11 protein-coding genes are annotated in these 12,539 nt (G+C 52.3%); 5 read left to right on the forward strand and 6 right to left on the reverse strand.

Annotated elements, in window-relative coordinates; genetic code table 11:
* The first annotated feature begins 6 nt into the window (after positions 1 to 6).
* Positions 7 to 1,416 carry a nitrogen regulation protein NR(I) gene (glnG, locus tag ABLV08_RS22300; protein ID WP_015368973.1) on the forward strand — a complete coding sequence of 470 codons (1,410 nt, stop codon included), beginning with the start codon at positions 7 to 9 and terminating at the stop codon, positions 1,414 to 1,416.
* A 54-nt stretch (positions 1,417 to 1,470) separates the two neighbouring features.
* Here glnG and hemN read toward each other — a convergent pair whose 3' ends face one another.
* The gene (gene hemN / locus ABLV08_RS22305; protein ID WP_015368974.1) at positions 1,471 to 2,844 is read right to left on the reverse strand and encodes an oxygen-independent coproporphyrinogen III oxidase; all 1,374 of its coding nucleotides are present in this window, start codon (positions 2,842 to 2,844) and stop codon (positions 1,471 to 1,473) included.
* 188 nt (positions 2,845 to 3,032) lie between these two features.
* The gene (gene yihI, locus ABLV08_RS22310) at positions 3,033 to 3,539 is read right to left on the reverse strand and encodes a Der GTPase-activating protein YihI (RefSeq protein ID WP_015368975.1); all 507 of its coding nucleotides are present in this window, start codon (positions 3,537 to 3,539) and stop codon (positions 3,033 to 3,035) included.
* A gap of 581 nt (positions 3,540 to 4,120) precedes the next feature.
* On the opposite strand from yihI, the gene yihA reads away from it, so the two are divergent.
* Positions 4,121 to 4,753: a ribosome biogenesis GTP-binding protein YihA/YsxC gene (yihA, locus tag ABLV08_RS22315; RefSeq protein ID WP_015368976.1), complete on the forward strand. Its 633-nt coding sequence runs from the start codon at positions 4,121 to 4,123 to the stop codon at positions 4,751 to 4,753.
* A 347-nt stretch (positions 4,754 to 5,100) separates the two neighbouring features.
* Here yihA and polA read toward each other — a convergent pair whose 3' ends face one another.
* A complete protein-coding gene (gene polA, locus ABLV08_RS22320; protein ID WP_047076022.1) occupies positions 5,101 to 7,881 on the reverse strand; it encodes a DNA polymerase I in 2,781 nt (926 codons plus the stop codon).
* 396 nt (positions 7,882 to 8,277) lie between these two features.
* Here polA and ABLV08_RS22325 point away from each other — a divergent pair, with 396 nt between their 5' ends.
* Entirely contained in the window at positions 8,278 to 9,180 is a 903-nt protein-coding gene (locus ABLV08_RS22325) for an acyltransferase (RefSeq protein ID WP_015368979.1), read from the forward strand.
* A gap of 43 nt (positions 9,181 to 9,223) precedes the next feature.
* Here the strand turns inward: ABLV08_RS22325 and dsbA are convergent, their stop codons facing one another.
* From dsbA to ABLV08_RS22340, 3 genes are all read right to left on the reverse strand, one after another.
* Positions 9,224 to 9,847 (reverse strand): thiol:disulfide interchange protein DsbA, encoded by a 624-nt coding sequence (gene dsbA / locus ABLV08_RS22330; protein WP_015368980.1) that lies wholly within the window; start codon positions 9,845 to 9,847, stop codon positions 9,224 to 9,226.
* Positions 9,848 to 9,873: 26 nt separating this feature from the next.
* Positions 9,874 to 10,860 (reverse strand): serine/threonine protein kinase, encoded by a 987-nt coding sequence (locus tag ABLV08_RS22335; RefSeq protein WP_015368981.1) that lies wholly within the window; start codon positions 10,858 to 10,860, stop codon positions 9,874 to 9,876.
* Positions 10,861 to 10,935: 75 nt separating this feature from the next.
* Positions 10,936 to 11,205 carry a YihD family protein gene (locus tag ABLV08_RS22340; protein WP_015368982.1) on the reverse strand — a complete coding sequence of 90 codons (270 nt, stop codon included), beginning with the start codon at positions 11,203 to 11,205 and terminating at the stop codon, positions 10,936 to 10,938.
* Between the two features lie 71 nt (positions 11,206 to 11,276).
* On the opposite strand from ABLV08_RS22340, the gene mobA reads away from it, so the two are divergent.
* Together mobA and mobB are read left to right on the forward strand one after the other, a co-directional pair.
* On the forward strand, positions 11,277 to 11,858 hold the full coding sequence (gene mobA / locus ABLV08_RS22345) for a molybdenum cofactor guanylyltransferase MobA (protein ID WP_032712986.1): 582 nt from the start codon (positions 11,277 to 11,279) through the stop codon (positions 11,856 to 11,858).
* Entirely contained in the window at positions 11,855 to 12,361 is a 507-nt protein-coding gene (gene mobB, locus ABLV08_RS22350; protein WP_015368985.1) for a molybdopterin-guanine dinucleotide biosynthesis protein MobB, read from the forward strand. The genes mobA and mobB overlap by 4 nt, the downstream gene beginning before the upstream one ends.
* Positions 12,362 to 12,539 lie beyond the last annotated feature (178 nt).

The following is a 12,539-nucleotide window of genomic DNA, read 5'->3' on the forward strand; positions in this document are numbered from 1 at the left end:
GTGTTTATGCAACGAGGGATAGCCTGGGTAGTCGATGACGATAGCTCCATCCGTTGGGTGCTTGAACGCGCACTCACCGGAGCGGGTCTAAGCTGTACCACATTTGAGAGCGGCAATGAGGTGCTTGATGCCCTCACCACCAAAACGCCGGACGTTTTACTCTCCGACATTCGCATGCCTGGGATGGACGGTCTGGCGCTGTTAAAGCAGATTAAACAACGCCATCCGATGCTTCCGGTCATCATTATGACCGCGCACTCGGATCTCGATGCCGCCGTTAGCGCCTATCAGCAGGGCGCCTTTGATTACCTGCCGAAACCTTTTGATATTGATGAGGCGGTGGCGCTGGTTGACCGTGCGATTAGCCATTATCAGGAGCAGCAGCAGCCGCGTAATACGCCGGTCAGCAGCCCGACGGCCGATATTATTGGCGAAGCGCCGGCGATGCAGGATGTGTTTCGCATCATTGGCCGCCTGTCACGCTCTTCAATCAGCGTACTGATCAACGGCGAATCAGGTACCGGTAAAGAGCTGGTCGCCCACGCGCTGCATCGCCACAGTCCACGCGCCAAATCGCCGTTTATCGCCCTTAACATGGCGGCCATTCCGAAAGATTTGATTGAATCGGAACTGTTCGGCCATGAAAAAGGGGCTTTTACCGGCGCCAATACCGTCCGTCAGGGGCGTTTTGAGCAGGCCGATGGCGGTACGCTGTTCCTTGATGAAATTGGCGATATGCCGCTGGATGTTCAGACGCGACTGCTGCGCGTGCTGGCTGACGGCCAATTTTATCGCGTTGGCGGCTATGCGCCGGTGAAAGTCGATGTGCGGATTATTGCCGCGACCCACCAGAACCTTGAGCTACGCGTGCAGGAAGGAAAATTCCGTGAAGATTTGTTCCATCGCCTGAACGTGATTCGCGTGCATTTGCCACCGCTGCGCGAACGCCGGGAAGATATTCCGCGCCTGGCGCGCCACTTCCTGCAGATTGCCGCCCGCGAACTGGGCGTAGAAGCCAAGCAGTTGCATCCGGAAACGGAAGCGGCGCTGACGCGACTGGCCTGGCCCGGTAACGTGCGACAGCTGGAGAACACCTGTCGCTGGCTAACGGTGATGGCAGCAGGCCAGGAGGTATTGACCCAGGATCTGCCGTCCGAGCTGTTCGAAACGTCGATTCCCGATAGCCCAACGCAGATCCAACCGGATAGCTGGGCGACGCTGCTGGGGCAATGGGCTGACCGTGCCCTGCGTTCCGGTCATCAAAACCTGCTATCAGAAGCGCAGCCGGAGATGGAGCGTGCACTGCTCACCACCGCGCTACGTCATACACAAGGGCATAAGCAGGAAGCAGCTCGTCTGCTGGGCTGGGGGCGAAATACGTTAACGCGGAAACTGAAAGAGCTGGGGATGGAATAACACCTGACCCAGCGGCGAAATGAACGCCCGGTGAGCTGACTCACCGGGATTCGCTTAAATAACGCGAGAGAACTGCTGCAGGCGCGCTTTCTGCCGCAAATAGGCATCGAAGCACATACAGATGTTACGAATCAACAGACGCCCTTTTGCCGTGACCTGTATTCCTTTTTCATCCACATCCACCAGCCCATCTTTCGCCAGCGGCGCCAGCAATTTCATATCTTCGGCAAAGTAATCGTTGAAGATAAGATCCCACTGCGCTTCAACCGCCGCGAACTCAAGACGGAAGTTACAAATCAGGGCCTTAATAACATCCCGGCGGATACAATCATCGCGGGTTAACGCAATACCCCGCCACAGCGCGGTGCCGCTTTCATCGACCTGCTGATAATACTGTTTCAGCTCTTTCTGGTTCTGCGCGTAGCAGTCGCCAATCATACTGATCGCCGACACGCCCATTCCGAGTAGATCGGTATCACCTTGAGTGGTGTACCCCTGGAAGTTACGGTGCAGCACGCCTTCACGTTGGGCAATCGCCAGCTCATCGTCCGGGCGGGCAAAGTGGTCCATGCCGATAAACTGATAGCCAGCATCGGTAAGCGAAGCGATGGTTTCCTGCAGGATATCCAGTTTCTGCTCTGCGCTCGGTAAATCCGCGTCTTTAATTTTGCGCTGCGCAGCGAATAGCGTAGGCAGATGCGCGTAGTTAAATACGCTCAGACGGTCAGGATTCAGTTCTGCGACTTTCTGCAGCGTGAAGGCAAAGCTTTCCGGCGTTTGCTTCGGCAGACCGTAAATCAAATCGATGTTGGTCGATGTGAAGCCAATCTCACGTGCATGGCGCAGCAGCGCAAAGATGAATTCCTCATCTTGTTCACGGTTCACCAGGCGCTGCACTTCTTTATTGAAATCCTGCACCCCCATGCTCAAACGGTTGAACCCTGCAGATCGTAAATGATCCAGTACATCCAGTTCGATTTCACGCGGATCGACTTCGATGGAGATTTCCGCATCGGCGTTAAAGCTGAAGTGGCCGCGCAGCAGATTCATCAAGCGGCTGATTTGCGCTTTGTTGAGATAGGTCGGCGTACCGCCGCCCCAGTGCAGTTGACTAACTTGGCGGCCGGCAAAAAGCGGCGCGCGGTGAATAATTTCCTGCTCAAGGACATCAAGATACTGGTCAGCCTTATGCTGTTGGCGGGTGACAATCTTATTACAGCCGCAAAAATAGCAGAGCTTATGGCAGAACGGGATATGGACGTACAGCGACAGCGGCCGCTGCGGGTAGCGGTCCACGGCGGCGGCAAAATCAGCAGCGCCGAACGCCGGAGAAAACTCCAGCGCGGTGGGATACGAGGTATATCGCGGCCCGGAATAGTTATATTTCTGGATAAGGGCCAGATCCCAGTCGATTAACTGCTCAGACATGCTCACTCCTTCCGATGATGCCGCCGACGGGTACGCCGTGCCGGCCCAACCGCATCTCGGGTCATGAGCCGGTTGCGCAGCCATTTTTGACGCCGCGACAACCGTCTTAGTTTAACGAATAACCACAGCAGATAACATATAACCAGAAGGGTTATAAGCAGGACCGGGAATCCGATGGGATGCAAACGTTAGTTTCCACCCTTCAGCAGACGCATCATATCTTCCTGACGCTCTTCTTCTTCCTCGTCCTCGTCGTCGTCATAGGAGAGGCCAAGCTGCTGCATCAGCGCGTCAATACGATCCAGTTTGGCATCGACCCAAGCCTGCTCTTCAGCATTCAGGGTACCGCCCTCTTCCAGACGTTCCAGCAGCGCGTCCAGGCGCTCATCATTCTCCAGCAAATCCAGCTCAGCCTGCGGTGAAAGCATAGGTTTCTCGCTCTTCGGTTTGTGCTGCTTAACGGCCGGGGTGCTTTCTGTCACGCCCAGCGGGATCGGTTTTTTGCTGCCAATGCGTGGGTCCTGCTGCTGGCTGCGGCCTTTGCCTGCTGAAGCAGCATCGCCGCCGCTGGTGCGGCTGCCTGCGGCATGGCCGCGGTGTTTTTTCTGACGTTTACGGTCGCGTGCTTCCTGGTTCAACTCTTCACGCGACTTACCACGTGCTTTACCGCGCGATGCGGATGCCGGTTTTTTCATGATGTGTGATCTTCAGACAGTTTTCTTCAGTATAGAATTGAGGCGGAATCTAGCAGAAAGCAAGCAAAGAAAAAAGGCGACAGATTAATCTGTCGCCTTTTTCCGCACTCACAACCCTTAACGGGTTTCCACTTTCCATGTCAGCTATCGACTTACCCTGTCTTTCCCTTAGCTTCCAACGGTCCTTGTTCTATCCCTTTCCCTTTTAAAACGTCTCCAGACGTTTGTCATCCTGACAATCCCGGTCTTCGCCTCCTGGCGCTCCTGACCCCTCGTCCTGAGTCGTAATCCTCCGGCATCCTCGCCTTTGCCCACTACTTTACCGTTTTGCCGGAAATCGACAACCACCTGTAGGATGAAAAGCCTGCTTAAGGGAATAGAGTTTACTGTAACAGTATGATTTAACGATAATCTATGAATTTGACATCAGGTTTTTCTCACAAATTTCGTATAGTCCTTATGGACAATGTCTCACAAAGCTCATGGTTTTTACTTACAACGCCGACGTGCGGTAAAAACAGCCTTTTTCTGCCTTTCAGGTATAATCCCCGCCATAGCCTGATTTTACGGAGACGACAGTCTTGACCAACTGGAATTATCAACAGACGCATTTTGTCACGAGCGCGCCTGATATCCGCCATCTTCCATCCGATACCGGAATCGAAGTGGCATTCGCTGGCCGCTCAAATGCGGGCAAATCCAGCGCCCTTAATACGCTGACTAATCAGAAAAGCCTGGCACGTACGTCAAAAACGCCGGGTCGTACCCAGCTTATCAACCTGTTTGAGGTTGCGGAAGGTAAACGCCTGGTCGACTTGCCGGGGTATGGCTACGCGCAGGTGCCGGAAGAGATGAAAATCAAATGGCAGAAGGCGCTGGGTGAGTATCTTGAGAAACGTCTGTGCCTGAAAGGCCTGGTGGTATTGATGGATATCCGTCATCCGCTGAAAGATCTCGATCAGCAGATGATCGAATGGGCGGTGGAAAGCGATATTCAGGTGCTGGTCCTGCTAACCAAAGCCGATAAGCTCGCCAGCGGCGCGCGTAAAGCGCAGGTCAATATGGTGCGTGAAGCGGTACTGGCCTTCAATGGCGATATCCAGGTTGAGCCTTTCTCTTCGCTGAAAAAATCTGGCGTGGATAAGTTGCGTCAGAAGCTGGATAGCTGGTTTAACGACATCCCGCCGCAAGAAGCCGCCGAAGACGCAGAGTAACCCCCGATTTTTCCGGATAATGGCGCCCAGCGCCCTATCCGGACGTTCATTTTACGCGGTTGTCAGCGCATAAAACTTTTCTTTCGCGCAATAAAAAACGCCCCGGTCATAAATGACCGGGGCGGCTAAAATATTCAGCCAAATCCGATTACGTGAAGTAAAAGGTCTGAAAGATAGAACATCTTACCTCTGTACCCTACGCGAATAACTTTACTCTTCTTTCGGTTATGGATAAAGCACTTTTTGTAGTTTTTTTTCACTATTTACATAACAAATTCAAATGGCCATCACAAAAATCTATAAGTTATGTTGCTAACTTACAAAAAAGAGCCTTACAGATTGCCCACTTAGTGCGCTTGATCCCAGTTTTCACCGCTACCGACTTCCACCAATAACGGCACCGCCAGCGTGGTGCTGTTCTCCATCAGCTCATGCACCTTCTTCGATACGCTGTCCAGATCGTCTTTGTGCACTTCAAACACCAGTTCATCGTGCACCTGCATGATCATCCGCACGCGCGGTTTTTCACTCAGCAGCCAGTCATCAACGGCAATCATCGCCCGCTTAATAATATCCGCCGCCGTTCCCTGCATCGGTGCGTTGATCGCCGCTCGTTCCGCGCCCGCGCGGCGGGCGCCATTGCTGGATTTTATATCCGGCAGATACAGACGACGCCCTTCCAGCGTTTCAACATAGCCCTGCTCTTTCGCCTGCGCGCGGGTACGTTCCATATAGTCCAGTACGCCCGGATAGCGCTCGAAATAGAGATCCATGTACTTCTGCGCTTCTTTACGCGGGATATTCAGCTGACGCGCCAGACCAAATGCGCTCATACCGTAAATCAGGCCGAAGTTAATCGCCTTCGCGCTGCGGCGCTGTTCATTACTGACGCTTTCTAACGGTAAGCCAAATACCTCTGCCGCGGTGGCACGGTGAATATCCTTACCTTCCGCAAACGCCTTCAGCAGCCCCTCATCGCGCGACAGGTGCGCCATGATGCGCAGCTCAATCTGCGAATAGTCAGCAGACACAATCAGATAGTCCTGAGGCGCAATAAACGCCTGACGAATACGACGACCTTCGTCATTACGTACCGGAATATTCTGCAGGTTAGGATCGGTCGAAGAGAGACGCCCGGTCGCCGTCACCGCCTGATGATACGAAGTATGAACACGACCGGTTTTCGGGTTAATCATCAGCGGCAGCTTATCGGTATAGGTCGATTTAAGCTTCGCCAGCCCACGATACTCGAGGATCACCTTCGGCAGCGGGTAATCCAGCGCCAGTTCCTCCAGCACCTCTTCAGAAGTCGACGGCGCACCGCCAGGCGTTTTCTTCAGCGGCTTGATGCCCTGCTTTTCAAACAAGATGGTTTGCAACTGTTTGGTAGAAGAGAGGTTGAACTCCTCACCGGCAATTTCATGGGCGCGTTGTTCCAGTTCAACCAGACGCTTAGCGATCTCCTGCGAATGCGCGTGAAGCACCGCCGGATCGATTTTCACGCCGTTGCGCTCAACCCGCGACAGCACCGGTACTAGCGGCATCTCGATATTCTTAAAGATATTCAGCGGGCCTTCATGCTGCTGCAATTGCGGCCACATCTTCAGATGCAGTTGCAGCGTCACGTCAGCATCCTCCGCGGCGTAACGCCCGGCCTCTTCCAGCGCGATCTGATTAAAGGTGAGCTGATTTTTACCTTTGCCGGCAATCTCTTCAAAAGTGATGGTTTTGTGTTTCAACCAGCGATCGGACAGGCTATCCATATCATGTCGACCCGCGACGCTGTCGAGGGTGTAGGATTCCAGCATGGTGTCGAAGGCAATACCACGCAGTTCAATGTCGTAGTTGGCCAGGATGCCGCGATCGTACTTCAGGTTTTGCCCTACTTTTAGCACCTTTTCATCTTCCAACAGCGGCTTGAGCAGCTCCAGCACGCGTTCACGTGGGATCTGGTCCGGCGCATCGAGATAATCATGGGCCACCGGCACATAAGCCGCGACGCCAGGCTCAATCGCGAATGACAGACCCACCATATTGGCGGAAATGTTATCGAGGCTATCCGTTTCGGTATCAAAAGCGAATAGCGGCGCCTTCTTCAATCTGGCAATCCATTCGACCAGCGTCGCTTCATCCAGGATTGTCACATAATGCTCAGAAGAGAGCGTCGCGGCGACCTCTTCTTCCATAATCACCGCGGCTTCAGCTGGTTTCGCCGCTGGTTTAGCGCCTTTCCCCTGTAGCCATTTGCCGGATTCGACATCGGTGATCCAACGTTTGAATTCATATTGTTTAAACAACGCCAGCAGCTCATCTGCCGCCGGCTGCGCAACTAATAGCTCTTCGCAACCGAGATCCAGTTCAACATCGGTTTTTATCGTCGCGAGTTGATAAGAGAGGTAGGCCACCTCTTTGTTCTGCTCCAGCTTCGCCGCCATCGTTTTCGCGCCGCGGAAGGTCAGCCCGGCGATTTTTTCCGGTTCTGCATAGAGTGTATCCAGACCACCCAAACCCTGCAGTAGCGCCTGCGCCGTTTTTTCCCCAACGCCCGGGACGCCAGGTATGTTATCCGAGGAGTCGCCCATCAGCGCGAGGAAATCAATAATCAGTTCCGGCGGTACGCCGTACTTATTCACGACCTCTTCCGGGCCGAGGATAGTGTTGGTCATGGTGTTGATTAAGGTAATGCCCGGCGTCACCAGTTGCGCCATATCTTTATCACCGGTGCTGATCAGTACCGGGCGGCCCACTTTTTCCGCCTCGCGGGCCAGCGTGCCGATAACGTCATCCGCTTCAACGCCAGGCACCGCCATCAGCGGCAGCCCCATCGCCTTCACCATCTTGTGCAGCGGTTCAATCTGCGCACGTAGATCGTCCGGCATCGGCGGACGATGTGATTTGTAATGCTCAAACAATTCGTCACGGAAGGTTTTCCCTTTGGCATCAAATACCACGACGGCATGCGTCGGCTGATACTGCAGGATCAGGCTACGCAACATATTCAGCACACCGTACATAGCGCCGGTAGGCTCCCCGGCGCTATTGGTTAGCGGTGGGAAGGCGTGGTAAGCCCGATATAGGTAAGAGGAGCCGTCGACGAGGATGAGAGGGTTTTCTGGGATCTGAACCATAATTTCCGTGCCTGTTTATCAGATTATGGGTAAAGGATGCCACAGACGGGCATGAAATCCTGAATTTTTCCCGCATTTAGCCGAAAAGATTAATCGCAGAGGGGAATCGCTGCACAATATTATCTGTGGATAACTTTGTGTATAGTTTTATCGCCTCAGCCAAAAAAGCCTAAGCCATGTAACATGGGATCTTATAACTCATTATATATCAAAGAATTAAATCTTCCCCCAAGGCTATATGCGATTCATGATGACTCAATGTTCCATGTGGATATAAGATTCGCGTTTTTTTCTGTTCTGGTAAGACCCGTTATTTACCGCGTTTTCTGGTAAAATCAGCCTCTTGCGCGGCTTAAGAAGGTTCTTTGCCGGCCTAACTTTCTGAATAAACTAACTATGTCGAGATTACTCGCTGCGATAACGCTCCCGCTGAGTATCGCCCTTACTATCTTAGTCACCATTATCTGTTCCGTACCGATTATCATCGCCGGACTGATTAAACTGCTGGTACCTATCCCGGCGGTTTGGCGTTCTATTTCCGTTTTTTGCAATTTTATGATGTATTGCTGGTGCGAAGGACTGGCGCTGCTGCTGCATCTCAACCCATGGTTGAAATGGGATATTCAGGGGCTGGAAGGGCTGAATAAAAAGAACTGGTATCTGCTTATCAGCAACCATCACAGCTGGGCGGACATCGTGGTGCTCTGCGTTCTGTTTCGCAAGCATATCCCGATGAATAAATACTTCCTCAAGCAGCAGTTGGCCTGGGTACCGTTTATCGGCCTGGCCTGCTGGGCGCTTGATATGCCTTTTATGCGCCGCTATTCGCGCGGCTACTTACTGCGCCACCCGGAACGTCGCGGTAAAGACGTCGAAACGACTCGCCGCTCATGTGAAAAATTCCGCTCTCATCCGACAACCATCGTCAATTTCGTCGAAGGTTCAAGGTTTACCGCTGAAAAGAAGCGCGAGACGCGCTCGCCTTACCACAACCTGTTGCCGCCTAAAGCTGCGGGCATTGCGATGGCGTTAAACGTCCTCGGCGCACAGTTCGATAAGCTACTGAACGTTACGCTGTGCTATCCGGATAATAATGCCAGGCCGTTTTACGATATGTTAAGCGGCCGCCTGACGCGCATCGTGGTACGTATTAATCTGGTGCCGATTGGCGAGGAACTACACGGTGATTACGTCAATGATAAAAACTTTAAGCGCGGTTTCCAGCGCTGGCTGAATGGGCTTTGGGAAGAAAAAGATCGTCAGCTCACTGACATTATGCAGGGTAACGAAAAGTCGTGACTATAGAGTCGATAAAAAAAGCCGGTCAGTGACCGGCTTTTTTTTATTTCTTTTCAACCAGTTGTTTCACAGTATCTGCGTACTGGGAAACAAACGCGTCCATATTGCTGGTATCCATACCCTGCGGGTTCAGCTGGTATTTACCATTAACAAACATCGCCGGAACGCCCTGCAGCTGTAAATCGGCTGCGGCTTTCTCTTGCTGGGCGACCAGAGACTTCACCACAAAGCTGTTCCATGCCGCGTCGTAATCTTCACCTTTAACGCCCGCATCAACGAAGACTTTACGGATGTCGGCAGTGGACTGCACGGTTTGGGTTTTCTGTACCGCTTCAAACATCGGCGCGGTTACTTTATCTTCAACGCCCAGCGCGATCGCCACAGCCCACGCCTGGGTCAGGTCTTTACCCAACGGGCCCAGGAATTCAACATGATACTTGGTCATTTTGGTGCCTTCAGGCAGTTTCTGACGTACATTGTCGGAAACGTGCAGCACTTCTTCAAACTGATAGCAGTGCGGGCAGTAGAATGAGAAGAACTCAAGGACCTGAGGTTCACCTGCAACCGGCTTATCAAGGGTGGTGTACTGCTTGCCGTCGGTGATCTGGGCAGCGGATGCACTGAAAGCCAGAATCATACCAGCCAGCGCCAGCCAAATTTTTTTCATGATTATTTCTCTCCTGATATATCACATTAATACATTGGCGTTAACTGAAGAGGGGGTTCCTGCAGAACCTTCACCTGCTCAAGAAATGTTGCAGTCTGCCCGCGCCAATAATCTTCCCCGGTTAACCATGGAAAATTTATAGGGAAAGCAGGATCGTCCCAACGCCTGAGCAGCCACGCCAGATAATAAACTAAACGCATGGCGCGTAAAGGTTCGATGAGAGCGATTTCGTCCGTGTTGAACGGACTGAATTCTTCATAAGCCTCGATGATGGTCTCCAGTTGCATGCGCTGTTCGGCTTTATCACCATTCAGCAGCATCCAGAGATCCTGTACCGCCGGGCCGCTGCGGGCATCATCTAAATCAACAAACAGCGGACCATCGCGCCACAGGATATTACCGGCGTGGCAGTCGCCATGTAGACGAAGCGTATCCGCACGCCCGTGCCACTGCGCCCTGACGGCATCGATGAGTTTATCAGCCGCACCCAGGAAATCAGCCTTCAGACCAGATGGAATAAGCGTCGCCTGTTCGAATACCTGACGTGGTTCCAACAGATATTCTTGTACGCCAATCTCCGGGCGCGCATTAAAACGCTGCTTACGACCGGTCTGGTGCAGGCGGCCAAGATAGCGCCCGACCCATTCTATTTGGTCAAGATTATCCGCTTCGAACTGGCGGCCACCGAGGCTTGGGAAGACGGCAAAGAAGAATCCTTGATGTTGATGTAGCGTGCTGTCGTTAAATAAGAGCGGCGCGGCAACGGGCACTTCATCTTCTACGAGTTGAAGCGCAAACTGATGTTCTTCGAGGATCTGTTCTGCAGACCAGCGTTCAGGACGATAGAACTTCACCACGTAGCGTCGGCGATCTTCGTCCTGAAACTGGTAAACACGGTTCTCATAGCTATTAAGCGGGGTCAGACCGGAGTCGACCCGCATTCCCAGATCGAATAATCCATCAATGATGGTATCCGGGTGAAGCGTCTGAAAAGTAAAAGCCTTATCGTGCATCCTGACATCCGATAATCGTACGAATGCTTCAGGATATCATCTCGTAGCCGGTTTCGCGGCAGCACTTACAACCTTTTACTCTTTAATAACACCGCGCGCGCGTAACAGTGCGGTTTTAAAATCCTCTTCATAATCTTTCTGAATACCCGGGATGACAGCCTCTTTCGATGAGTCACGCATCTTCAGGTGATAAATCAGAATATCATCAGAAAGATCGGCTAGTTCACCTTTGTAACCTGCTTCAGCCGCCAGTTTCTGCAAGAATTGCATCAGGTTCAGTTCAGGTTCTTTTTGCCAGGCTGGCTGGAGAAGCTCAATTACTTCATTCAGGCGTTTACATTTCATAGTCATGCTCCTTACTCTTGATAGGGACAAGTTAACAGGGTCAATCCCACAATGAAAGAGGCGATATTAATATGCAAAGCGAGGCAATAACCGGCGTCGTGCTGGCGGGTGGAAGAGCTACGCGCATGGGCGGTGTTGATAAGGGATTGCAGTTGCTGAATGGTCGTCCTCTCTGGCGTCACGTTGCGGATTCATTAGAGCCGCAGGTAGGCAGATTAGTGATTAGCGCTAATCGCAATCTTGAGTATTGGCATACTAGCGGATATGCCGTTTATCGCGATACCCAAGCTGATTTTCCAGGCCCACTGGCCGGAATGCTTGCCATTATGCAGCAGGTAGATAGCCCATGGTTTGTATTTTGCCCCTGCGACACGCCGTTCATCCCCTCTTTTCTGGTCGAGCGCTTTCTACAACAGAAAGCTTCAGCGCCGGTGGTTTGGGTACACGATGGCGAGCGCGATCATCCCGCCGTTGCATTAGTTCATCGTCAAATCATTCCGGAACTGGAGACTTATCTGGCTCATGGAGAACGCCGGGTGATGGTCTTTATGCGTCAAGTAGGTGGGCACCCGGTGAATTTCAGCGATGTGAAATCAGCGTTCATCAATGTAAATACGTTGGATGAGTTGCAGCAGATGCAGGAGTCATCATGATCCCCTTACTGGCGATCGCCGCATGGAGCGGTACCGGGAAAACAACGTTATTAAAACGCCTTATCCCTGAACTCTGCGCTAAAGGATTGCGGCCGGGGCTAATAAAGCATACTCATCACAATATGGATGTCGATAAACCTGGCAAGGATAGTTATGAGTTGCGCAAAGCTGGCGCTTCACAAACTATTGTCGCCAGTAAGCAGCGTTGGGCGCTGATGACAGAAACCCCAGATGAACCCGAATTAGATCTTCAATGGCTGGTAAGCAGAATGGATCCTGACAAATTGGATTTCGTTTTGGTGGAGGGTTTTAAGCATGAACCTGTGCCGAAGATCCTGCTTTTTCGGCAAAATAGCGGACATCTTGTAGAAGAGCTAGTGATTGATGAACATACGATCGCCGTGGCCAGCGATGTGCCCATCGTGACGTCACTTCCGCTGTTGGATTTAAATAATATTCCACAGATCGCGACGTTTATTGCGAGTTGGTTAGAGAGGCAATAGCGGTGATATAGGTGGGATTTCCCCGGAGGCGGTGCTGCGCACCTTTTCCGGGCTACGGGTCTGTTGCCCCGGTAAGCGCAGCGCCACCGGGGAAGATGGCGGAGTACCTGGCCGCAAAACACCAAAACAAAAGGCCCGGTCTTCCGACTGAGCCTTTCGTTTACGTTGCTATGACAGC

The organism is Klebsiella sp. CN_Kp088, from assembly GCF_040064335.1.
GTDB lineage: Bacteria > Pseudomonadota > Gammaproteobacteria > Enterobacterales > Enterobacteriaceae > Klebsiella > Klebsiella aerogenes.

Coding starts and splice junctions, on each gene's coding strand:
- glnG (WP_015368973.1), top strand. CDS start 7: ATGCAACGAGGGATAGCCTGGGTAGTCGATGACGATAGCTCCATCCGT.
- hemN (WP_015368974.1), bottom strand. CDS start 2,844: ATGTCTGAGCAGTTAATCGACTGGGATCTGGCCCTTATCCAGAAATAT.
- yihI (WP_015368975.1), bottom strand. CDS start 3,539: ATGAAAAAACCGGCATCCGCATCGCGCGGTAAAGCACGTGGTAAGTCG.
- polA (WP_047076022.1), bottom strand. CDS start 7,881: ATGGTTCAGATCCCAGAAAACCCTCTCATCCTCGTCGACGGCTCCTCT.
- ABLV08_RS22325 (WP_015368979.1), top strand. CDS start 8,278: ATGTCGAGATTACTCGCTGCGATAACGCTCCCGCTGAGTATCGCCCTT.
- dsbA (WP_015368980.1), bottom strand. CDS start 9,847: ATGAAAAAAATTTGGCTGGCGCTGGCTGGTATGATTCTGGCTTTCAGT.
- ABLV08_RS22335 (WP_015368981.1), bottom strand. CDS start 10,860: ATGCACGATAAGGCTTTTACTTTTCAGACGCTTCACCCGGATACCATC.
- ABLV08_RS22340 (WP_015368982.1), bottom strand. CDS start 11,205: ATGAAATGTAAACGCCTGAATGAAGTAATTGAGCTTCTCCAGCCAGCC.
- mobA (WP_032712986.1), top strand. CDS start 11,277: ATGCAAAGCGAGGCAATAACCGGCGTCGTGCTGGCGGGTGGAAGAGCT.
- mobB (WP_015368985.1), top strand. CDS start 11,855: ATGATCCCCTTACTGGCGATCGCCGCATGGAGCGGTACCGGGAAAACA.